This is a genomic window from Streptomyces sp. BBFR51 (assembly GCF_044591655.1).
GTDB lineage: Bacteria > Actinomycetota > Actinomycetes > Streptomycetales > Streptomycetaceae > Streptomyces.
Window position 1 is genome coordinate 7,034,042 of sequence record NZ_CP172448.1, and the last position, 20,092, is coordinate 7,054,133.

Here is a 20,092-nt window from a genome sequence, read left to right on the forward strand (position 1 = left end):
CGGCATGGGACTGATCTCGGAGGTCCTGCTGCTGCCGTTCGCACCGGTGCGCGGCAGCGCGTGGGCCATCAGACAGGTGATGAACGAGGCCGAGCGGATCTACTACGACCCCGCCACGGTCCGGGCCGAACTTGCTCGTCTGGAAGAGCAGTTGGAAGCCGGCGAGATCACCGAGGAGGAGTTCGACCGACAGGAGGACGAGCTTCTGGACCGGCTGGAGATCGCAACGCGCACGAGCGCGGGATTGGGCAACGGGACGGCATCATGAATCGAGTAGGACTTGGCCTCGCCGTAGGGGCCGGATATCTGCTGGGACGTACGAAGAAACTGAAATTCGCGATCGCCGTGGGCACCATGGTCGCCGGCAAGAAGCTGAACCTGACCCCGAAGGGCATCGCGGAACTGGCTTCCTCGCAGCTGCAGAACAACCCCCAGTTCAAGGAGATCGGGGATCAGCTGCGCACCGACCTCCAGGGCGTGGGCAAGGCCGCTTCCGGTGCCCTCGTCGAGCGGCAGATTGGAGCGCTCGCCGACCGCCTGCACGGGCGCACCGCAGAGGTGCGCGACCAGCTCTCCGGCGTGGCGTCCCAGGCGCCCGGCGTCGGCTCCGACGACTCCCGCGACTCCGAGGACTCGGAGGACTCGGAGCAGGACGCGGAGTACGAGGACGAGCAGCCGGAAGAGCAGCCGGAAGAGGAGCCGGAAGAGCAGCCGGACGGACAGGCGGACGAGGAGTCCGCGGACGACGGTGCGGAGGAGCCCGAGGCCCGGCGCCCGGAGCGGCGCGAGCCCCGGCGGGAGCGGCCCGCGAAGAAGGCCGCGCCCGAGGCCCGGAAGGCGGTCAAGAAGGCGCCGGCGAAGAAGGGCGCCGCCAAGCGCGCCCAGCCCGCGAAGAAGGCGGCCGGCAAGAAGACGGCCGGCGCCAGGAGCGCCGCCCGCGGTGCCGGCACCCGGCAGTCGAAGGGCGGTGGTGAGCGATGAGCGACACCCTCGGTTCCGCGGCCTCCACGGCAGGAAAGGCCGCGAAGAAGAACCCGATCGCCGACGTCGCCCGGAGCGAGGCGGCAGACCGCCTCAAGGCGGAGGTGCAGGACTACCTCGCCGCCCAGGTCACGCGACTGCTGACCGGCGTCGGCACCAAGCTCGGCGAGACCACCGGCAAGCTGAACGACGTCGCCGAGGGCAACAGCCCCGGCTTCGCCAAGCTCGCCCTCGACGGCGGCCGCAAGCTCGCCGAGGGCAAGAGTCCGGTGCGGGCCGCGTTCGAGGTCGGCGCCGGCAAGGTGAAGGACAACGTGGTCGGCGCCTTCAAGAACCTCACCGGCGGCAAGGGCAGGAAGAAGGGCGGCGGCGGCCAGAAGCCGACCGTCATCATCGAGTACGTCGACGTCGGCGTCCCGCTGCGCACGGCCTACGACCAGTGGACCCAGTACCAGGACTTCAGCACCTTCGCCAAGGGAGTCAAGAGCGCCAACCGCGCCGACGACACGTCCTCCGACTGGCAGCTGAAGGTCTTCTGGTCCAACCGCAGCTGGAAGGCGAAGACCACCGAGCAGGTGGCCGACGACCGGATCTCCTGGACGTCGGAGGGAGCCAAGGGCACCACCAAGGGTGTCGTCAGCTTCCACCAGCTCGCCGACAGCCTCACGCGGGTGATCCTGGTCATCGAGTACTACCCGAAGGGCCTGTTCGAGAAGACCGGCAACATCTGGCGCGCCCAGGGCCGCCGGGCTCGGCTCGACCTGAAGAACTACGTCCGTCACATCACCCTCAAGGGCGAGGCCGACGACGGCTGGCGCGGCGAGATCCGCGACGGCGAGGTCGTCCGCAGCCACGAGGACGCGGTCGCGGAGGAGGAAGAGGAGCAGCAGGAGCAGGACCAGGAGCAGGAGCCCGAGGGCGAGGACGAGGCGGACGCCGAGTACGAGGAGGAGCCCGAAGACGAATCCGGCGAAGAGCCCGAGGAAGAGCCGGAGGGCGAGTACGAGGAGGAGCCGGAGGGCGAGTACGAGGAGGAGCCCGAGGGCGAGTACGCGGAGGAGGAGAAGGAAGGCGGGGAGGACGAGGACGCGTCCCGTGAGGAGTACGAGGACGCCGAGGGCGGGAGCCGTCGATGACCACCCCCAGCCGGCTGCCCGATCCCTACGGCCAGGGACAGAGCGCCAACCTCGCCGACATCCTGGAGCGGGTGCTCGACAAGGGCGTCGTGATCGCGGGCGACATCAAGATCAACCTGCTCGACATCGAGTTGCTGACCATCAAGCTGCGGCTCGTCGTCGCCTCCGTGGACAAGGCCAGGGAGATGGGCATCGACTGGTGGGAGAGCGACCCCGCACTGTCCTCGCGCGCCCGGCGTGACGAACTGACCAGGGAGAACGCCGAGTTGCGGGAACGACTGCGTGAACTGGAGCCGGGCCGTGTACCGAGGGAGGCACCGTGACCGGACTGCGCTACGTCTACGCCGTCTGCCGTCCCTTCGACGCGGCCCTCCAGGCCCAGCTCGTGGGGGTGGCGGGCGACCCGCCCCGGCTGCTGCCGCACGGCGACCTGGTCGCCGTCGTCAGCCATGTGCCCGACGCCGACTTCGGCGAGGAGGCGCTGCGCGCCCGCCTGGAGGACCTGGACTGGCTGACCGGCACCGCCCGCGCCCACCAACAGGTGGTCGACGCGCTCACCGCCGTCACCACCCCGCTGCCGCTCCGGCTGGCCACCGTATTCCGGGACGACAGCGGCGTACGCGTGATGCTGGAGGAGCGCGAGAGCGCCTTCCGGCGCACGCTCGACCGGCTGGACGGACGGGTGGAGTGGGGCGTGAAGGTGTACGTCGAGGCCGAGCCCGAGCAGGCGGCCGCACCGGCGCAGCCCGCGCCGAAGCCCGCCTCGGGCCGGGACTACCTGCGGCAGCGGCGCCGGCAGTCACGGGCGGACGACGACCTGTGGAGCAGGGCGGAGGAATTCGCCACGGGCCTGCACCGGACGCTTTCCGACCGGGCCGACGACGCGCGGCTGCACGCACCGCAGAATCCCCGCCTTTCCGGTGCCGCCGGACGGAACGTCCTCAATGCCGCCTATCTGGTGCGCCGCGACGCCTCCGAGGAATTCGTCGAAATGGTGGACGGGACGAAGGACGACACCCCCGGAATTCGCGTGGAACTCACCGGACCATGGGCTGCCTATTCCTTCGCCGGTGAGGAGACCGCCGGCGACGAGACCTCTGGCGGGAACGACACGGGGGAGGGATCGTGACCGTCGTCGAACGCCGTGAGATCGCGCTCGTGGACCTGCTCGACCGGCTGCTGGCCGGGGGCGTCGTCATCATGGGCGACGTCACGCTGCGCATCGCGGACGTCGACCTGGTCCGGATCGACCTGAACGCGATGATCAGCTCGGTCAACCGCAACGTACCGTCACCGTTCGAGGACTGACGTGAGTGAACGCCCGGAGCCCCGCAAGCACCTCGATCTCGACCCCGACACGGTCGAGCGCGACCTGATCAAGCTGGTCCTGACGGTCGTCGAGCTGTTGCGCCAGCTCATGGAACGCCAGGCGCTGCGCCGCGTCGACGAGGGGGACCTGAGCGAGGAGCAGGAGGAGCGGATCGGGCTCACCCTGATGCTCCTCGACGACCGCATGACCGAACTGCGCGACCGGTACGGACTGCGGCCCGAGGACCTGAATCTGGACCTCGGGCCGCTGGGACCGCTACTGCCCCGGGAGTGAGTCTCCCGGGGCAGCAGCCTCACCACACGTCGTTCACCACCTGTACCAGCGGCCCCTGCCGCCGCCGGCCTTCGTCCCGCGGGCCAGGAAACCCAGCACCCACAGGACCAGAACCACCAGAGCGATCCACCAGAGAATCTTCACCGCGAATCCGACGCCGAAAAGTACGATCGCCAGAAGCAGTACGAGCAAAAGCGGAACCATAGTTTTGAACCTCCTGCCGTACTGGTGTCCCGAAAGTCATCGAACAGACGTCGGTCACGCTTCCTTTCGGCACAGAATCTCTCCGTGCAGGACACCGAACCAGCTTTCCGGCCGCTTTCCCCACTCCCGCCAGGCCGCCGAGACCGCTTGCAGCTGCTCCGCCGTCGCATGGCCGCCCTCGGTGGCGCGCTCGGCGTACGCCGAAGCCAGGGTGCGGTCCGCCCACAGGCCGCTCCACCACTCCCGCTCCTCGGGTGTGGTGAAGGTCCAGGTCGCGGAGGTCGCCGTGATGTCCGTGAACCCCGCCTCCAGAGCCCAGGCCTTCAGCCGGCGGCCGGCGTCCGGCTCGCCGCCGTTGGCGCGGGCCACCCGGCGGTACAGGTCCAGCCAGTCGTCCATGCCCGGGGACGCTGGGTACCAGGTCATGGCGCCGTAGTCGGAGTCTCGGACGGCGATGATCCCGTTCGGCCGCGCGACCCGCCGCATCTCGCGCAGCGCCCGCACCGGGTCGCCCACGTGCTGGAGCACCTGGTGGGCGTGGACCACGCAGAACGTGTCGTCCGGGTAGTCCAGCGCGTGCACGTCGGCCACCGCGAAGTCGGTGTTGCCGAGCCCGCGTCCGGCGGCCGTCGCCCGGGCCCGCTCCACGATCTCCGGAGACCGGTCCACACCGGTGACGTGGCCGTCCGGAACCAGTTCCGCCAGGTCCGCGGTGATGGTGCCCGGGCCGCAGCCGATGTCCAGGATCCGCATGTGGGGCCGCAGGGATCCGAGCAGGTAGGCGGCGGAGTTCTCGGCGGTGCGCCAGGTGTGCGAGCGGAGCACGGACTCGTGGTGCCCGTGCGTGTAGACGGCGGTCTCGTGCGGCCTCGGCATGGTGGATCCCCTCTCCCGACAGTGCGATCACGGTACGCCCGTCAGCCGCATGATGAGATCAGCGTTTTACTATCTGGACTGACGGCATGTCAGGAGAAGGCGTGTCAGGAGACCGATGGTGGCGGACCCGCGAGGGCCGCCGTCAGGAGAGCAGGCCGCCGCCGGGCAGCGGCCGGTACACCGTGAGCGCCTCGGGCAGCTTCTCGAGCGTCAGGTCGCCCTCCGTCTCGGTCAGCTCGCCGTCGAACGCCATCAGCGTGCCCGGCGCCACTCCCGAAAGGCGCAGCCGGGGCACCTGCACCGCCGCGTGGGCGGGGGAGCGGGTCAGCGGCCCCGCCAGGGCCGCGGACAGCAGCCGCAGGGCGGGCCGCCGCCCGCCGTGCACCACCCGGACGTCCAGCTGCCCGTCCGCCAGGTCGAGCCGGCGCCCCGAGGCGAGGCCCCTGCGGTGGTACGTGCCGTTGCCCGCGAACAGCATCCACAGCGGGCGCCTGCGACCGCGTACCTCCGCCTCCAGCGGATGTCGGTCGGCGCGCAGCACCCGCACGGCCGCCACCACCCCGGCCGGCCACCCGCCGATCCGGGGCGACCACCGCTCCCGCTCGTTGACCAACTCCGGGTACACACCGAGGCTGAAGGTGTTCAGGAAGACACCGCGCCGCCCGCCGGAGGCGAACCGGCCCACGTCCACCCGTACCCCCTCGCCCCGCTCCAGCGCCCCGCACAGATCCCGTACGTCCTCCACACCCAGGTCGTAGGCGAAGTGGTTGAGCGTGCCGCCGGGCAGCACCGCCAGCGGCAGCCCGTGACGCAGCGCGATCTCGGCCGCGGCGTTCACGGTGCCGTCGCCGCCGCACACGCCGAGCACCCGGGCGTGGCCCGCCGCCTTCTCCAACTCCGCCCTGACGTCAACCGGCTCGCACTCCACCACCTCCGCGTCGGGCAGCGCGTCGCACAGCGCCCGCACCCGGTCCGAGGTGCCCGAGCCGATGTTGGCCACCATGACGAGACCCTCGCCCCCGGGCAGCGCGGGCACCTGCGCACGAGGCCGGGCCGGCGGGGTGTGCTGGGCCCGCGTCGGCACCATGCCCCGTACGGCGAACGCGGCCCCCGCCCCGAGGGCCGCACCGGCCAGCACGTCGCTCGGGAAGTGGACGCCGGTGTAGACCCGGGACAGGGCGACCGCCGCGGCCACCGGGGCCACCGCCGCGCCCCACGCCGGGGACTCCAGCGCGACGCCGGTCGCGAACGCGGCCGCCGACGCGGCGTGCCCGGACGGGAAGGACGTCGTGATCGGCTGCCGCTTCAACTGCCGCACCAGCGGAACCGGGTCCAGCACGGGACGGGGCCGGCGCACCGAGCGCTTGCCGAGCGTGTTGATCGTCAGCGAGGCCAGGCCCAGCGAGGCCAGTCCCCGGGCCGCCGCGCGACGGGCCCTCGGGGTGCGCGACGCGGCCAGGACGGCGGCCGCCGCGAACCACAGCACCCCGTGGTTGGCGCCGCGGCTCAGCCGGGGCAGCAGGGGGTCGGCGCCGGGCCAGGTACGGGCGGCGACGGCCTCGAAGGCACGCTGGTCCAGGCGCAGGAATCCGTTGCGCAGGGGGTGCGGGCCGGGCGTCGGGGCGGTGAGGTCTACATCGGGGCTCATGGCTCCCGCCTACCCTGCCGACGCCGTTTCCTGCGGGTGGCGCTCCCCACGTGCCGCGGTCCACCGCGGGGCGGCCGTAATCGGTTTGCCCGGAACGTGGCCGGGGCCGCAGAATCCGGCTCATGGGTCACCTCGAAGCCGCGCACCTGGAGTACTACCTCCCCGACGGGAGAGCGCTGCTCGGCGACGTCTCCTTCCGCGTGGGGGAGGGGGCCGTCGTGGCCCTCGTCGGACCCAACGGGGCGGGCAAGACCACCCTGCTCCGCCTCCTGGCCGGGGAGCTGAAACCGCACGGCGGGAGCGTCACCGTCAGCGGCGGCCTCGGGGTGATGCGCCAGTTCGTCGGCTCCGTCCGGGACGAGACGACCGTGCGCGACCTGCTGGTGTCCGTCGCGCCGCCCCGGATCCGCGAGGCCGCCCGCGCCGTCGACGCCGCCGAGCACGCGATCATGACGGTCGACGACGAGGCCGCCCAGCTGGAGTACGCGCAGGCACTCTCCGACTGGGCCGAGGCGCGCGGGTACGAGGCCGAGACCCTGTGGGACATCTGCACCACGGCCGCGCTGGGCATCTCCTACGAGCGCGCCCAGTGGCGGCAGGTGAGCACGCTCTCCGGCGGCGAGCAGAAACGCCTCGTCCTGGAGGCCCTGCTGCGCGGCACCGACGAGGTGCTGCTGCTCGACGAGCCGGACAACTACCTCGACGTGCCCGGCAAGCGCTGGCTGGAGGAGCGGCTCGCCGAGACCCGCAAGACCGTGCTGTTCGTCTCCCACGACCGGGAACTCCTCGCCCGCGCCGCCCACAAGCTCGTCTCCATCGAGCCGGGGCCCGCGGGCGCCGACGCCTGGGTGCACGGCGGCGGCTTCACCACCTTCCACGAGGCCCGCCGCGAACGCTTCGCCCGCTTCGAGGAACTGCGGCGTCGCTGGGACGAGAAGCACGCACAGCTCAAGAAGCTCGTCCTGACGCTGCGTCAGGCCGCCGAGAACAGCCCGGACATGGCCTCCCGCTACCGCGCCGCCCAGACCCGGCTGCGCAAGTTCGAGGAGGCCGGGCCGCCGCCCGAGCCGCCGCGCGAGCAGGACATCAGGATGCGCCTGAAGGGCGGACGCACCGGCGTCCGCGCCGTCACCTGCGAGCAGTTGGAACTCACCGGCCTGATGAAACCCTTCGACCTGGAGGTCTTCTACGGCGAACGGATCGCCGTCCTCGGCTCCAACGGCTCCGGCAAGTCGCACTTCCTGCGGCTGCTGGCCGGCGACGACGTGGCGCACACCGGCCACTGGAAGCTCGGGGCGCGCGTGGTGCCCGGACACTTCGCGCAGACCCACGCCCACCCCGAACTGCTGGGCCGCACCCTCCTGGACATCCTGTGGACCGAGCACGCCCAGGACCGGGGGGCCGCCATGTCCCGGCTGCGCCGCTACGAGCTGACCCAGCAGGCAGAGCAGGGCTTCGAGCGGCTCTCCGGCGGCCAGCAGGCCCGCTTCCAGATCCTGCTCCTCGAACTCCAGGGCGTCACCGCCCTGCTGCTCGACGAGCCGACCGACAACCTGGACCTGGAATCGGCCGAAGCCCTCCAGGAGGGACTGGAGGGCTTCGAGGGCACCGTTCTCGCGGTCACCCACGACCGCTGGTTCGCCCGCTCCTTCGACCGGTACCTGGTCTTCGGCAGCGACGGGCGCGTGCGCGAGACGCCGGAACCGGTCTGGGACGAACGGCGGGTGGAGCGGGTCCGCTAGCGCGCCCGGTCGACCCGGGTTCGTCCGGCAGCCCGGTGCCCGGTGGTCACTTCCAGCGCAGCAGTGCCCCCAGGCCGCCCACCGGTGCCTTGTCGGCGGCCTTGGCGGGCAGTGCCGGGGTCACCGAGATCGCCGGGGCGCCGGTCATCACGGCCGAGCGCAGCAGGGCGTCGTCCGCCCGTGCCGACCAGGAGTTCTGCTCGCCGAGCGTCTTCAGCTCCGTACGGCGCACGGCCAGCTGGTCGGCGTCCTCTCCGATCCACACCTCGCGGTGCGTGTCGGGGCCGTCCGGGATGATCAGCAGCTCGTCGATGCGGTGCTCCCGGGCCGCCTCGACCAGCGCGGGCACGCCCTCCGCGGCGCCGGCCCGGCCCTGGCCGTCCGGCGACCGGGCGGCCAGGAACCGGTCCAGGTCCTCGCGCGCCCGCGAGCGCACGTGGTCGTCGCGCAGCCCCTCCACCTCGTCGTCCAGCAGCCGGCTGCCGGCGCCGCGCGAGGCCTCCGCGATCCGCTCCTGGATCCGCTTGGGCAGCCGCTCGTGCACCGACCGCCGCTCCCGGTCGTCGCCCACCAGGATCAGCAGGTCCGCACCCGTCTCCTCCTGGCACACGGCGAGCGCGTCCGCGATCTCCGCCGCGTTGTGCTCCCAGGTGTTCTCCACCCGCAGCTGGAAGTGGCGCTCCGACCAGTCCACGCTGCTCGTCCGGTGCACCGGCCACTGCCTGCCGGTCACGCCGCCCGCGTCGGAGCTGCCCAGCGCGCTGCGCAGCTCGAAGTCGGCACCCTTGCGGTCGATGTACGCCACCACGCACACCGGGTCCTCGCCGGCCAGGTCGAGCAGTGGCGTGACGTGCGGCAGCGGAGCCCAGTCGGCGGTGGTCCCGCCGTACGGCGGCCGGGCCAGCGGCGGATCGAGGACCACCTGTCCGGCACACGCGAACAGGGCCCGCCCGTGCGGGTCGGTGGCGTGCCGCAGGTCGTCCACCGCCTCCCGCACCGCCCGGCAGGTGGCGTCGTCCGCGCCCTGCTCCGCCAGCTCCCGGGCCACCGCGGCGGCCGTCAGCTCACGTTCGTGGGGGGTGTCCTCCGTGTGCCGGGACAGGTCGACGTACACGGAGGCCCAGGGCCCCTGGTGTTCGTAGAGGGGGTGTAGAAACGCGAGATCCATGGCTCTCTCCCGGGTGCCGCTCGGGGGTGGTAGTGCTCCGGAGGCGGGTACCCGGACCGCATGAACGAACACGACACGCGGGACGACGCCAGGACCGGTGTGGACCCGGGCCGCCTGGACGACCAGCAGCTCATGAAAGAGCTGGAGACCATCCACCGCACGCGCCACGACACCCTGCTGTACGGGTCGAACGACGCGCTGCGGGCCCACAACGACCGCATGGCAGGCCTGGAGGGCGAGTGGCTGCGCCGCAATCCCCGGCGCAGCGTCGCCCCGGGCCGCACCCGCGAGGGGGCCAGGGAACGGAGCTGCGGCCAGGCCGCCACTCCCGGCGGCTGAGGGCGGCCGGGCGCGGCCGAGGGCCACCGAAGGGGCGCCGGCCGCGCCCGTCCGGTGGCCCGTCGGCGCGTGTCTCAGCCGCCCGCCTTGGCGAACTCCGCGAGATACGTCTCGCAGAAAGCCTCGAGGTCGTCCGGCTTGCGGCTGGTGATCAGGACGTTGGCGCCGTGGTCGCAGACCTTCACCTGGGCGTCGACCCAGGTGGCGCCCGCGTTGCGCAGGTCGGTGCGGAGACTGGGCCAGGAGGTCATGGTCCGGCCGCGTACGACGTCCGCCTCGACGAGCGTCCACGGCGCGTGACAGATCGCGGCCACCGGCCGGCCCTGTTCGAAGAAGTCCCGGACGAACGCCACGGCCTTCTCGTCGGTCCGCAGGAAGTCCGGGTTCGCCACGCCGCCGGGCAGGACCAGGCCGCCGAAGGAGTCGGCGGACGTGTCACCCACCACCTCGTTGACCGGGAACGTGTCCGCCTTGTCGAGATGGTCGAAGCCCTGGACCTCGCCGGACCGCGTGGAGACCAGCACGGGCTCGTGACCCGCGTCCTTCGCCGCTTTCCACGGCTCGGTCAGTTCGACCTGTTCCACGCCTTCGGGCGCGGTGAGAAATGCGATGCGCATGGGGTTCGGATTCCTTTCCGGGCGCGTCGGCGGTGTCGTCGTCCGACGACGCCGTCGTATGGCGCGCGTGTGTGTTGTGCGGCCGGTCTCAGCCGGTGTCCGGGGAGGCGCCGCGTACGCCGGCCAGGTCGCCGAGGCCCACCGTGCCGACCGGCAGTCCGTCCTCCACGACCGGCAGCCGGCGTACGGCGTGCTCGCGCATCAGCGCCACCACGTCCGCCACCGGATCGTCAGGGGAGACCAGCAGCGGGTCGTGGGTGCAGACCGACCGGACGCTCACCGCCATCGGGTCGAGACCCTCCGCCACCGCCCGGACCGCGATGTCACGGTCGGTGAGCATGCCCACGACGTCCTGCCCGTCCGCGACCACCACGTCGCCGATGTTCTGCGTACGCATCAGCCGCGCCGCCTCGACCAGGGACGACCCCGGGCGGACGGCGGCCACGCCCGGGGTCATGACGTCCTTCACGTACTCGGCCATCGGGGCCCGCCCTTCCCGGTGCCTACGCGCCCTGCGGCCCGGGAGGACCGGACCGGCCGTTGTCGGTCAGGGCCACCGCCAGTTCCTGGACGTTGTCGTAGCGCGCCTTGTTCGGCAGCCGGTCCAGGCCCTCGACGAGGGCGTCCGGCGCGTTGCCGCGGCGCAGCGTGCGGGTCAGTTCCCGCGGTCCCGCGGGGAAGCTGCCCCGGGTCAGGTTCCGGGCCAGTTCGAGCCGGAGGGCCTCCAGATACGTCGGCCCGCGGCCTGGTGTCACCGGTCCGTAGGTGACTTCCGGGTCGTCCTCGGCGGCCGGTTCCGGGTCGTTCCACTCCTCGCTGCGGGTGGGGTGCCCGGACCTGAGCAGACCCTGCAGTTCGTGCTTCATCTCGTCGTCGCGGTGGACGCTCATCCGGTCACTGCCTCGCTGCATGTCTCCCTCCACATCCTCAGGGGGTGCCGACCGCGTACCCGGACACCGGGGGCCGACACGGATTCACCCGGACGAAAGGGATCGGGGACGGATCAGGAATCGAGAAGCGCGGGCCGCCGCCCCCCATCTAGCGTGTGACCACTGTGGGCGTCACCTTCACCTTCACCTTCACCGAGCCCCCGACAGATGGAGACACGATGAGCAGCGCCAAGAGGACGGGCACTCCGGAGCCCGAGCCGCACGTCGCCGACAGCCACGACCTGATCCGTGTGCACGGCGCCCGCGAGAACAACCTCAAGGACGTCAGCATCGAGATTCCCAAGCGGCGGCTGACGGTGTTCACCGGCGTCTCCGGCTCCGGCAAGAGCTCGCTGGTGTTCAACACGATCGCCGCCGAGTCCCAGCGGCTGATCAACGAGACCTACAGCGCCTTCGTCCAGGGCTTCATGCCCACGCTCGCCCGCCCCGAGGTCGACGTCCTGGACGGCCTCACGACCGCGATCATCGTGGACCAGCAGCGCATGGGCGCCGACCCCCGCTCCACCGTCGGCACCGCCACCGACGTCAACGCGATGCTGCGCATCCTCTTCAGCCGCCTCGGCGAGCCCCACATCGGCCCGCCCAGCGCGTACTCCTTCAACACCGCCTCGGTCCGGGCTAGCGGCGCGATCACCGTCGAGCGCGGCAACAAGAAGGCGGTGAAGGCGACCTTCCAGCGCACCGGCGGCATGTGCACCCACTGTGAGGGCCGCGGCACCGTCTCCGACATCGACCTCACCCAGCTCTACGACGACTCCAAGTCGCTCGCCGAGGGCGCGTTCACCATCCCCGGCTGGAAGTCGGACAGCCAGTGGACCGTCCAGGTGTACGCCCAGTCCGGTTTCGTCGACCCGGACAAGCCGATCCGCCGGTACACCAAGAAGGAGCTGCAGGACTTCCTCTACGGCGACCCGGTCAAGGTGAAGGTCAACGGCGTCAACCTCACCTACGAAGGTCTGATCCCGAAGATCCAGAAGTCGTTCCTGTCCAAGGACAAGGAGGCGATGCAGCCGCACATCCGGGCCTTCGTGGAGCGGGCGGTCACCTTCACCACCTGTCCCGAGTGCGAGGGCACCCGGCTCAGCGAGGGCGCCCGGTCGTCCAGGATCGGGAAGATCAGCATCGCCGACGCCTGCGCGATGGAGATCCGCGACCTGGTCGAATGGGTCCGCGACCTCGACGAGTCCTCGGTGGCTCCACTGCTCACGGCACTGCGGGACACCCTCGACTCCTTCGTGGAGATCGGCCTCGGCTACCTCTCGCTCGACCGGCCCGCGGGCACCCTGTCGGGCGGCGAGGCACAGCGCGTCAAGATGATCCGCCACCTCGGCTCCTCGCTCACCGACACCACGTACGTCTTCGACGAGCCCACCATCGGACTGCACCCCCACGACATCCAGCGGATGAACGACCTGCTCCTGCGGCTGCGGGACAAGGGCAACACGGTCCTGGTCGTCGAGCACAAGCCCGAGGCGATCGCCATCGCCGACCACGTCGTCGACCTCGGCCCCGGCGCCGGCACGGAGGGCGGCACCGTCTGCTTCGAGGGCACCGTCGAGGGGCTGCGGGCCGGCGACACCATCACCGGCCGCCACCTCGACGACCGGGCCACCCTCAAGGAGACGCTCCGCAAGTCCACCGGAGCCCTGGAGATCCGCGACGCGCGGACGCACAACCTCCAGGGCGTCGACGTCGACGTCCCGCTCGGCGTGCTCTGCGTGGTCACCGGCGTCGCAGGCTCCGGCAAGAGCTCGCTGATCCACGGCTCGGTCCCGGCCGGCGCAGACGTCGTATCGGTCGACCAGAGCCCCATCAAGGGCTCGCGCCGCAGCAACCCGGCGACGTACACCGGACTGCTCGAACCCATCCGCAAGGCCTTCGCCAAGGCCAACGGCGTCAAGCCCGCCCTGTTCAGCGCGAACTCCGAGGGCGCCTGCCCCACCTGCAACGGCGCCGGTGTCATCTACACCGACCTGGCGATGATGGCCGGCGTCGCCACCCCCTGCGAGGACTGCGAGGGCAAGCGGTTCCAGCCCTCGGTGCTGGAGTACCGCTTCGGCGGCCGGGACATCAGCGAGGTGCTCGCGATGTCGGTCGCGCAGGCCGAGGAGTTCTTCGGAGAAGGGGAGGCGCGCACCCCGGCCGCGCACAAGATCCTCGAGCGCCTCGCCGACGTCGGCCTCGGCTACCTGACCCTCGGCCAGCCGCTGACCACCCTGTCCGGCGGCGAGCGGCAGCGGCTGAAGCTGGCCACCCACATGGGCGAGAAGGGCGGCGTGTACGTCCTCGACGAGCCCACCACGGGACTCCACCTCGCCGACGTCGAGCAGCTGCTCGGCCTGCTCGACCGCCTCGTCGACGCCGGCAAGTCGGTCATCGTCATCGAGCACCACCAGGCCGTCATGGCGCACGCCGACTGGATCATCGACCTCGGCCCCGGCGCCGGTCACGACGGCGGCCGGATCGTCTTCGAGGGCACCCCCGCCGACCTGGTCGCCGACCGCTCCACCCTCACCGGCGAGCACCTCGCGGCGTACATCGGCGCCTGAGCGTGGCGACGGCCCACGGCGCCGGCGCCGCTACCGGTGGCGTCCGGCGCTGTGGGATCGTGTGCGGGTGACGACGCTGGAGGATCTGGCCCGGCTGCGCCGGGCCCGCGACCTGATGGACCGCGAGTACGCCGAGCCGCTCGACGTCCCGGCGCTGGCGCGCGCCGCCCTCATGTCGGCGGGCCACTTCTCCCGCAGCTTCCGCGCCGCCTACGGCGAGACGCCGTACAGCTACCTGATGACGCGCCGCATCGAGCGTGCCAAGGCGCTGCTGCGGCGGGGCGACATGAGCGTCACCGAGGTCTGTTTCGCGGTCGGCTGTACCTCGCTGGGCTCGTTCAGTTCGCGGTTCACCGAACTCGTCGGCGAGAGCCCGAGCGCCTACCGGGACCGCGACCACACCGACGGCGCCGCCGTCCCGGCCTGCGTCGCCAAGGTCCACACCCGGCCGGTCAGGAACGGAGAAGCGAAGCCCGCGGCACCGCCCGTAGCGTGACGCGCATGGACATCAAGCTCTCGCAGTGCTTCATCGCCGTCGACGACCACGACAAGGCGCTCGCCTTCTACCGGGACGTACTCGGCATGGACGTCCGCGACGACGTCGCGTTCGAAGGGATGCGCTGGGTGACCGTCGGCTCCCCGGCCCAGCCCGACGTGGACATCGTCCTCGAACCCCCGCTCGCGGACCCGGGCGCCTCGGCCGCCGACAGGGAGGCCATGGCCGAACTGCTGGCGAAGGGCCTCCTGCGCGGCGTCATCCTCACCACCGACGACGTCGACGCCACCTTCGAACGCATCCGCGCCGCGGGCGCCGAGGTCCTCCAGGAGCCGGTCGACCAGCCCTACGGCGTCCGCGACTGCGCCTTCCGCGACCCGGCCGGCAACATGCTGCGCTTCAACCAGCCGCGCACGGGGTGATCACCGGCGGCGCGGGCGCCGCGACCCCTGGTCCCGCACGGAGGACTTCCGGGTGTTTGCCGTGAGGGACAGGGGGCAGGTGCAAGTTCAGTGCTTCGGACAGGAGGCACGTCCGTGGGAGCGGCGCGACGCCGCCACGGATGCGTCCGTCGGGGGCCCGGACGCCCTCCCGCGGTGACCGCCCGACCCAAGGGCCGTGTCGTCGTACCGGTGCCGCCCGCCCCGCGCGCCGGAGGTTCTCCGAGCCCCGGCCGCCCATCGTGCGGGCCGCGCCGACCGGGCTGCCGTCCGGCTGCGACGACGGGACCCCGCGCTCCGAGGGAGTTGCGACGCACATGCCGATCCACGCCAGTGTGAAGCACCCGCACGACGACGCCCCCGACACCGCCGACGCGTTCCGTCGGCTCGCCACCCTTCCCGACGGCCCGGAACGCGACGCGGTCCGCGACCGGATCGTCGAGGCATGGCTGCCCATGGCCGAACGGCTGGCGGGGCGATTCCGCAGCCGCGGCGAGAGCTACGAGGACCTGCGCCAGGTCGCGGCCCTCGGTCTCGTCAAGGCCGTCGACCGGTACGACCCCGAGCGCGGCAACGCCTTCGAGAGCTACGCCGTGCCGACCGTCACCGGCGAGATCAAGCGCCACTTCCGCGACCACATGTGGACCCTGCACGTGCCGCGCCGGGTCCAGGAGCTGCGCAACCGCGTCCGCTTCGCCGGCCAGGACCTGTCCCAGACCATCCCCGGCCGCAGGCCCACCGTCACCGAGATCGCCGAGCACGCCGACCTGAGCGAGGACGACGTCCGGGTCGGTCTCGAGGCGCTGGAGAGCTTCACCGCCCTGTCCCTGGACGCCGAACTCCCCGGCAGCGAGGACGGCTACTCGCTCGGCGACGCGCTCGGCGCCCCCGACCCGGCCCTCGACACGGTCGTCGACCGCGAGGCCGTCAAGGACCGCCTGGCCGCACTGCCCCCGCGCGAGCGCGCCATCCTCTACATGCGCTTCTTCGACGACATGACCCAGAGCCGCATCGCCGAACAGCTCGGCATCTCCCAGATGCACGTCTCCCGCCTGATCACCCGCTGCTGCGACCGGGTGCGGGAGCAGGTACTCCGGGACCCGCCGGCCTGAGGGGGCCGCGGTCGCCGGGGTGAGTGCCGTCACGCGTGAGCAGACGGACCGCCGCCGGATCGCCGAGCAGCGTGCGCGAGCCCGGGGGAAGGGGCGGGGGAGGGCCGCGAAACCTCCGGCTCACTCGCACGGGCCGTCCCTTCGCACGAACGGCGCACGGTGACGCGCGGGCCCGGGCCGGGCGGGCTGTGATGGCCGAGGGGGCGCGAGCGCCGTGCCCCCGGAGCCGTCGCTCGAAGGAGCCCGCACCATGCGCCGCACCGCCCGCGCCCTGTCCGTCGCCGTCCTGGCCAGTGCCACCCTCGGCGTCTTCGCGGGGTCCGGCGCGGCCGACCCGGGCGTCCCGCCACCTCCCTCCGACGCCGGGGAACCCGTCGCCCCGCCCTCCGCCGAGGAGGCCCTCCCACCGGCCTCCGGGCAGGCCGCCGCCCAGGTCAGCCCCGCCGACGTCACTCCGGGCGGCACCGTCACCGTCTCGGTCTCGTGCGGCCCGACCGGCGCAGCGGCGCCGGCGACCCTCGAGGCCACCTCACCGGCCTTCGACGAGGGCACGGTCGCGCTGCGCAAGGTGGCGGACGACGAGGGGACGACGTCCGGGCCGGCCTACCGGGGCACCGCGCGCATAGCCGCCGCCGAGGACTTCGAGGCCGAGCGGGCCGAGGAGGGCACGGACGAGGCGGCGTTCGCGGGCGACGCGGAAGACATGCCGGGCGCCGGGGAGGACTGGACCGTCGACGGCGCCTGCCCGGACGCCTCCGGCGGCGAGGGCGATCCGTGGAGCGCGACCATGACCGTGCCGGGCGAGAGCGGTGCCGCCGAGCCGGGGTGCCGGGAATCCGCCGCCCCGCGCGCCGGGACCTCCACGCACGGCACGCCCTGCGCCACCACCAAGCCGGCCTGCCCCGAACCCACCGCCCCGCGCGGCCAGCCCTCCGGACAGGGCACGTCCTGCGGCGGTGGGACGGCCGAGCACGGGGTGCGGGCCGGCACGGGCGGGACCTTCAGCGACTCGGTGCCCGTCCTGGTCGCCGGTGGCGTCCTGATCGCGGGCGCGTGCGGTGCGGCCGCGTACCGGCTGCGGCTGCGGCTGCGCGGGGAGGACGGGGGACGCTGACCCGCGTGAGCCGAGCCGGTACCGGAGCCATGGCGGGGCGCCACGGTGGGTACTGGGATCAACGACCGGCGAGCGAGCACACCGCCCGACGGAGACAGGGCACGGACACGGCACCACGGACCGCGCGGAGGTACGCATGCGGCGCACGCACTCCGAAGGCCCCGCCACCGCCTCCGCACACGGAGGACACGGCACGGCGGACCCCGCCGACACGGGTCATGACGGCGGGAGCCGTGGCAGCACGGGCCGCGAGGCGCTGGGGCACGACTCCGCGGGCCGCGACTCTGCGTGGCGCGAGTCGGGGGGCCGTGACTCGGTGGGTCGCGAGCCCGGGGCCCGTGATTCCGTGTGGCACGAGTTGGTGGGCGCTGACTCTGCGGGGCGTGAGTCGGGGGGCCGTGACTCTGCGGGGCGCGACTCCGGGGTCCGTGATTCCGTGGGGCGCGAGCCGGTGGGCCGTGACTCGGTGGGGCGTGAAGCGGTGGACCGTGACGGCGTGGGGCGCGACTCGGTGGGCCATGACGCCGGGGGTCGTGGCTCTGCGGGTCGCGAGCCGGTGGGGCGTGAGCCCGTGGGCCGTGATTCCGTGGGGCGCGAGGCGGTGGGCCGTGACTCGGTGGGGCACGAGGCCGGGGGTCGTGGCTCTGCGGGTCGCGAGCCGGTGGGGCGTGAGCCTGCGGGCCGTGACTCCGTGAGGCGCGACTCGGTGGGCCGTGACTCGGTGGGGCACGAGGCCGCAGGCCGCGACTGTGCGGGTCGGGGCTCCGTGGGGTGTGGGTCGGTCGGGCGGGAGGCCGTGGGGCATGGGTCGGTTCGGTTTGGGCCGCATCTTCCCGGGGACGGGCTGCCGGTGCTGACCGAACTGTCCGCCGTGCTCGCCGCCGCGGCGGGTCGGGCCCGTGGTGAACCGGTCGGCGGGGCGCCCGCCCTCCTGGACGCCGCGTGCGGCTACTGGGACCGGCGCGGGCTGCCCACCGAGCCCGGTCACGTGGCCGCCGCCCCCGGCGCCAACGCCCTGCTGCTCGCGCTGACCGCCGCGCTCGGCGGCGACGTCCTGGTGCCGCGCCCCTGCGCCGCCTGGTGGGCGCCGTACGCACGGCTGCTGGGCAGACCCGTCTTCCACGTACCGACGCCCGCCGAGTCCGGCGGCGTCCCCGATTCGTACGCCCTCCTGGAAACCGTCCGCCGGGTCCGCGCCGAGGGCGGCGATCCCCGCCTGCTCGTGCTGTCCGTCGCCGACGACCCCACCGGCACCGTCGCGCCGCCCGAACTGTTGCACGAGACCGTCGAGGCCGCCGCGGGCGAGGGGCTGCACCTGGTCAGTGACGAGACCTGGCGCGACACCCTGCACGACCCGCACGCCACCGTGCTGCTCAGCCCTGCCGAGATGCTGCCCGAGCAGGTCACCGTCGTCACCGACCTGGCCGGCGCGCTGCTGCCGCCGGGCTGGCCGGCGGCCGTCGCCCGATTCCCCGCCTCCGCCGCCGGGAACGGCCTGCACGCGCGCGTGCTCGACGTGCTCACCGCGCTGGGCGCCGACGTCGCGGCCCCCGTCGCCGCCGCGGCCGGGTACGCGCTCGGCGAGCCCGAGCCGGTCACCGTCCGCCGGTCCGCCGCCGTACGCCTGCACGCGCGCGTGGCCGCCGCCGTGCACGCGGCCGTCGTCGCCGCGGGAGCCACCGCCCGGCCCCCGCAGGCCGGCCGTCACCTGTACGCCGACCTCGGCCCGCTGCGCGACGCGCTCGGCGCCGAGGGCGTCGGCGACGCGCAGGAACTGGAGGACTTCCTCACCGCCCGGCTCGGCATGCCCGCCCCCGGAGGCCACCGGTTCGGCGACGACCTGCCGGCCCTGCGCGTCCGGCTCGCCACCGGCCCCCTGCTCGGCGCCGGCACCGACGAGCAGCGCGCGGAATGCCTCACGTCCCCCGACCCGTTGGAACTGCCACACGTGCAACGCGCGTTGACCGCTCTGAAGTCGGTCTTCGACGGTCTCCGCGACGCTCAGCGATGGGAGCCCCCTCGATGACGCAGCAGCCCCGGTCGGCCACGAGCACCCCCACGCCCGCCGAGAGCACCGAGACGTCCGAGGACGCGTCGGCCGCCTCGTCCGCGGATTCCTCGTACCCGCCGCTCGCCGCACCCCGGCCGCCCGCCGAGCACCGGCTGTGGCCGCGGGCCTTCCACGACCGGCTGACCGCGCCGCTGCCCGGTCTGAAGTCCATCGCCAGATTCGCCCGCGAGGGCGCGGTCAGACCGGGCCCCGCCGGCCTCGCCGACATCCCCCGGCTGCCCTACGCCCCCGGCCCGCTGCCCCGCGTGGACGCGCGCACCGTCGCCGTCACCTGGGCGGGACACGCCAGCTGGGTGGTGCGGATCGGCGGCCTCACCGTGCTCACCGACCCGGTCTGGTCCCGCCGGATCCTCGGCACCCCGGCCCGGATCACCCCCGTCGGAGTCGCCTGGAGCGACCTGCCCAGGGTCGACGCCGTCGTCGTCAGCCACAACCACTACGACCACCTGGACGCCCCCACCCTGCGCAGGCTCCCGCGCGACACCCCCGTCTTCGTGCCCGCCGGCCTCGGCCGCTGGTTCCACCGCCGCCGCTTCACCCGCGTCACCGAGCTGGACTGGTGGGAGGCGAGCGAGCTGAACGGCGTCCGCATCGACTTCGTACCGGCCCACCACTGGTCCAAGCGCGGCCTCACCGACACCTGCCGCACCCTGTGGGGCGGCTGGGTGCTCACCGACCCCGACGGCCGGCGCGTGTACTTCGCCGGCGACACGGGCTACGGCCACTGGTTCACCCGTATCGGCCGCCGCTACCCCGGCATCGACCTCGCCCTGCTGCCCATCGGCGCCTACGACCCCCGCTGGTGGCTCAGTGACGTGCACTGCGCCCCGGAGGAGGCGGTGCGAGCAGCCCAGGACGTCGGCGCGCGCCACATGGCGCCGATGCACTGGGGCACGTTCGTCCTGTCCGCGGAACCGGTACTGGAACCGCTCACGCGCGTACGCGCGGCCTGGGAACACGCGGGGCTGCCCCGCGACCGCCTGTGGGACCTCCCGGTCGGCGCCTCCCGCGTACTGCGGTAGTGCCACCCCGCCCGGGACCCGCCG

General features: G+C 73.0%; 23 protein-coding genes. 16 read left to right on the forward strand and 7 right to left on the reverse strand.

Annotated elements, in window-relative coordinates; translation table 11 throughout:
• Positions 1–4: 4 nt before the first annotated feature.
• From ACGH7X_RS32065 to ACGH7X_RS32095, 7 genes are read left to right on the forward strand one after another with little or no spacing between them, the layout of a single operon-like run.
• Positions 5–268, forward strand: a complete 264-nt coding sequence (locus ACGH7X_RS32065; RefSeq protein WP_399891764.1) for a gas vesicle protein GvpG — start codon at positions 5–7, stop codon at positions 266–268.
• Positions 265–981 carry a DNA primase gene (locus ACGH7X_RS32070; RefSeq protein WP_399891766.1) on the forward strand — a complete coding sequence of 239 codons (717 nt, stop codon included), beginning with the start codon at positions 265–267 and terminating at the stop codon, positions 979–981. Before ACGH7X_RS32065 ends, ACGH7X_RS32070 begins: the two co-directional genes overlap by 4 nt.
• Positions 978–2,117 (forward strand): SRPBCC family protein, encoded by a 1,140-nt coding sequence (locus ACGH7X_RS32075; RefSeq protein WP_399891769.1) that lies wholly within the window; start codon positions 978–980, stop codon positions 2,115–2,117. The genes ACGH7X_RS32070 and ACGH7X_RS32075 overlap by 4 nt, the downstream gene beginning before the upstream one ends.
• Entirely contained in the window at positions 2,114–2,440 is a 327-nt protein-coding gene (locus ACGH7X_RS32080; RefSeq protein WP_399891772.1) for a gas vesicle protein, read from the forward strand. Before ACGH7X_RS32075 ends, ACGH7X_RS32080 begins: the two co-directional genes overlap by 4 nt.
• Entirely contained in the window at positions 2,437–3,246 is an 810-nt protein-coding gene (locus ACGH7X_RS32085; RefSeq protein WP_399891776.1) for a GvpL/GvpF family gas vesicle protein, read from the forward strand. The genes ACGH7X_RS32080 and ACGH7X_RS32085 overlap by 4 nt, the downstream gene beginning before the upstream one ends.
• Positions 3,243–3,425, forward strand: a complete 183-nt coding sequence (locus tag ACGH7X_RS32090; RefSeq protein WP_399891779.1) for a gas vesicle protein — start codon at positions 3,243–3,245, stop codon at positions 3,423–3,425. Before ACGH7X_RS32085 ends, ACGH7X_RS32090 begins: the two co-directional genes overlap by 4 nt.
• A gap of 1 nt (position 3,426) precedes the next feature.
• Positions 3,427–3,720, forward strand: a complete 294-nt coding sequence (locus ACGH7X_RS32095) for a gas vesicle protein K (RefSeq protein ID WP_399891782.1) — start codon at positions 3,427–3,429, stop codon at positions 3,718–3,720.
• A gap of 33 nt (positions 3,721–3,753) precedes the next feature.
• On the opposite strand, the gene ACGH7X_RS32100 is transcribed toward ACGH7X_RS32095, so the two are convergent.
• The 3 genes from ACGH7X_RS32100 to ACGH7X_RS32110 form a co-directional block, all read right to left on the reverse strand.
• The gene (locus tag ACGH7X_RS32100) at positions 3,754–3,924 is read right to left on the reverse strand and encodes a hydrophobic protein (RefSeq protein ID WP_399891785.1); all 171 of its coding nucleotides are present in this window, start codon (positions 3,922–3,924) and stop codon (positions 3,754–3,756) included.
• A gap of 54 nt (positions 3,925–3,978) precedes the next feature.
• Positions 3,979–4,800, reverse strand: coding sequence for a methyltransferase domain-containing protein (locus ACGH7X_RS32105; RefSeq protein ID WP_399891788.1), 822 nt, complete (start codon positions 4,798–4,800; stop codon positions 3,979–3,981).
• 142 nt (positions 4,801–4,942) lie between these two features.
• Entirely contained in the window at positions 4,943–6,448 is a 1,506-nt protein-coding gene (locus ACGH7X_RS32110; protein ID WP_399891791.1) for a bifunctional phosphatase PAP2/diacylglycerol kinase family protein, read from the reverse strand.
• A gap of 122 nt (positions 6,449–6,570) precedes the next feature.
• On the opposite strand from ACGH7X_RS32110, the gene ACGH7X_RS32115 reads away from it, so the two are divergent.
• Positions 6,571–8,190: an ABC-F family ATP-binding cassette domain-containing protein gene (locus ACGH7X_RS32115; protein WP_399891793.1), complete on the forward strand. Its 1,620-nt coding sequence runs from the start codon at positions 6,571–6,573 to the stop codon at positions 8,188–8,190.
• 46 nt (positions 8,191–8,236) lie between these two features.
• Here the strand turns inward: ACGH7X_RS32115 and ACGH7X_RS32120 are convergent, their stop codons facing one another.
• A complete protein-coding gene (locus tag ACGH7X_RS32120) occupies positions 8,237–9,358 on the reverse strand; it encodes a Vms1/Ankzf1 family peptidyl-tRNA hydrolase (RefSeq protein ID WP_399891796.1) in 1,122 nt (373 codons plus the stop codon).
• Between the two features lie 60 nt (positions 9,359–9,418).
• Between ACGH7X_RS32120 and ACGH7X_RS32125 the strand changes: the two genes are divergently transcribed.
• On the forward strand, positions 9,419–9,697 hold the full coding sequence (locus ACGH7X_RS32125; RefSeq protein WP_399891798.1) for a DUF6158 family protein: 279 nt from the start codon (positions 9,419–9,421) through the stop codon (positions 9,695–9,697).
• 74 nt (positions 9,698–9,771) lie between these two features.
• Here ACGH7X_RS32125 and ACGH7X_RS32130 read toward each other — a convergent pair whose 3' ends face one another.
• From ACGH7X_RS32130 to ACGH7X_RS32140, 3 genes are all read right to left on the reverse strand, one after another.
• Positions 9,772–10,314, reverse strand: coding sequence for a type 1 glutamine amidotransferase domain-containing protein (locus ACGH7X_RS32130; RefSeq protein WP_399891801.1), 543 nt, complete (start codon positions 10,312–10,314; stop codon positions 9,772–9,774).
• 88 nt (positions 10,315–10,402) lie between these two features.
• Positions 10,403–10,795, reverse strand: coding sequence for a CBS domain-containing protein (locus ACGH7X_RS32135; RefSeq protein WP_399891804.1), 393 nt, complete (start codon positions 10,793–10,795; stop codon positions 10,403–10,405).
• 22 nt (positions 10,796–10,817) lie between these two features.
• Positions 10,818–11,225 (reverse strand): DUF2795 domain-containing protein, encoded by a 408-nt coding sequence (locus ACGH7X_RS32140; RefSeq protein WP_399891807.1) that lies wholly within the window; start codon positions 11,223–11,225, stop codon positions 10,818–10,820.
• Positions 11,226–11,422: 197 nt separating this feature from the next.
• Here ACGH7X_RS32140 and ACGH7X_RS32145 point away from each other — a divergent pair, with 197 nt between their 5' ends.
• The 7 genes from ACGH7X_RS32145 (at position 11,423) to ACGH7X_RS32175 (ending at position 20,068) form a co-directional block, all read left to right on the forward strand.
• Positions 11,423–13,813: an ATP-binding cassette domain-containing protein gene (locus tag ACGH7X_RS32145; protein ID WP_399891809.1), complete on the forward strand. Its 2,391-nt coding sequence runs from the start codon at positions 11,423–11,425 to the stop codon at positions 13,811–13,813.
• A gap of 67 nt (positions 13,814–13,880) precedes the next feature.
• Positions 13,881–14,309 carry a helix-turn-helix transcriptional regulator gene (locus ACGH7X_RS32150; RefSeq protein WP_399891812.1) on the forward strand — a complete coding sequence of 143 codons (429 nt, stop codon included), beginning with the start codon at positions 13,881–13,883 and terminating at the stop codon, positions 14,307–14,309.
• 5 nt (positions 14,310–14,314) lie between these two features.
• The gene (locus ACGH7X_RS32155; protein WP_399891815.1) at positions 14,315–14,731 is read left to right on the forward strand and encodes a VOC family protein; all 417 of its coding nucleotides are present in this window, start codon (positions 14,315–14,317) and stop codon (positions 14,729–14,731) included.
• Positions 14,732–15,066: 335 nt separating this feature from the next.
• Positions 15,067–15,861 (forward strand): RNA polymerase sigma factor SigF, encoded by a 795-nt coding sequence (locus ACGH7X_RS32160; protein ID WP_399891818.1) that lies wholly within the window; start codon positions 15,067–15,069, stop codon positions 15,859–15,861.
• A 250-nt stretch (positions 15,862–16,111) separates the two neighbouring features.
• Complete coding sequence (locus tag ACGH7X_RS32165) at positions 16,112–16,975, forward strand: hypothetical protein (protein ID WP_399891821.1); 864 nt, start codon at positions 16,112–16,114, stop codon at positions 16,973–16,975.
• Between the two features lie 766 nt (positions 16,976–17,741).
• Complete coding sequence (locus tag ACGH7X_RS32170; RefSeq protein WP_399891824.1) at positions 17,742–19,001, forward strand: aminotransferase class I/II-fold pyridoxal phosphate-dependent enzyme; 1,260 nt, start codon at positions 17,742–17,744, stop codon at positions 18,999–19,001.
• Positions 18,998–20,068 (forward strand): MBL fold metallo-hydrolase, encoded by a 1,071-nt coding sequence (locus ACGH7X_RS32175; RefSeq protein ID WP_399891827.1) that lies wholly within the window; start codon positions 18,998–19,000, stop codon positions 20,066–20,068. The genes ACGH7X_RS32170 and ACGH7X_RS32175 overlap by 4 nt, the downstream gene beginning before the upstream one ends.
• Positions 20,069–20,092 lie beyond the last annotated feature (24 nt).

Bases quoted from the DNA above. Each gene is read 5' to 3' on its own strand.
- ACGH7X_RS32065 (WP_399891764.1), top strand. From the start codon at position 5: ATGGGACTGATCTCGGAGGTCCTGCTGCTGCCGTTCGCACCGGTGCGC.
- ACGH7X_RS32070 (WP_399891766.1), top strand. From the start codon at position 265: ATGAATCGAGTAGGACTTGGCCTCGCCGTAGGGGCCGGATATCTGCTG.
- ACGH7X_RS32075 (WP_399891769.1), top strand. From the start codon at position 978: ATGAGCGACACCCTCGGTTCCGCGGCCTCCACGGCAGGAAAGGCCGCG.
- ACGH7X_RS32080 (WP_399891772.1), top strand. From the start codon at position 2,114: ATGACCACCCCCAGCCGGCTGCCCGATCCCTACGGCCAGGGACAGAGC.
- ACGH7X_RS32100 (WP_399891785.1), bottom strand. From the start codon at position 3,924: ATGGTTCCGCTTTTGCTCGTACTGCTTCTGGCGATCGTACTTTTCGGC.
- ACGH7X_RS32105 (WP_399891788.1), bottom strand. From the start codon at position 4,800: ATGCCGAGGCCGCACGAGACCGCCGTCTACACGCACGGGCACCACGAG.
- ACGH7X_RS32110 (WP_399891791.1), bottom strand. From the start codon at position 6,448: ATGAGCCCCGATGTAGACCTCACCGCCCCGACGCCCGGCCCGCACCCC.
- ACGH7X_RS32115 (WP_399891793.1), top strand. From the start codon at position 6,571: ATGGGTCACCTCGAAGCCGCGCACCTGGAGTACTACCTCCCCGACGGG.
- ACGH7X_RS32120 (WP_399891796.1), bottom strand. From the start codon at position 9,358: ATGGATCTCGCGTTTCTACACCCCCTCTACGAACACCAGGGGCCCTGG.
- ACGH7X_RS32125 (WP_399891798.1), top strand. From the start codon at position 9,419: ATGAACGAACACGACACGCGGGACGACGCCAGGACCGGTGTGGACCCG.
- ACGH7X_RS32130 (WP_399891801.1), bottom strand. From the start codon at position 10,314: ATGCGCATCGCATTTCTCACCGCGCCCGAAGGCGTGGAACAGGTCGAA.
- ACGH7X_RS32135 (WP_399891804.1), bottom strand. From the start codon at position 10,795: ATGGCCGAGTACGTGAAGGACGTCATGACCCCGGGCGTGGCCGCCGTC.
- ACGH7X_RS32140 (WP_399891807.1), bottom strand. From the start codon at position 11,225: ATGCAGCGAGGCAGTGACCGGATGAGCGTCCACCGCGACGACGAGATG.
- ACGH7X_RS32145 (WP_399891809.1), top strand. From the start codon at position 11,423: ATGAGCAGCGCCAAGAGGACGGGCACTCCGGAGCCCGAGCCGCACGTC.
- ACGH7X_RS32155 (WP_399891815.1), top strand. From the start codon at position 14,315: ATGGACATCAAGCTCTCGCAGTGCTTCATCGCCGTCGACGACCACGAC.
- ACGH7X_RS32160 (WP_399891818.1), top strand. From the start codon at position 15,067: ATGCCGATCCACGCCAGTGTGAAGCACCCGCACGACGACGCCCCCGAC.
- ACGH7X_RS32165 (WP_399891821.1), top strand. From the start codon at position 16,112: ATGCGCCGCACCGCCCGCGCCCTGTCCGTCGCCGTCCTGGCCAGTGCC.
- ACGH7X_RS32175 (WP_399891827.1), top strand. From the start codon at position 18,998: ATGACGCAGCAGCCCCGGTCGGCCACGAGCACCCCCACGCCCGCCGAG.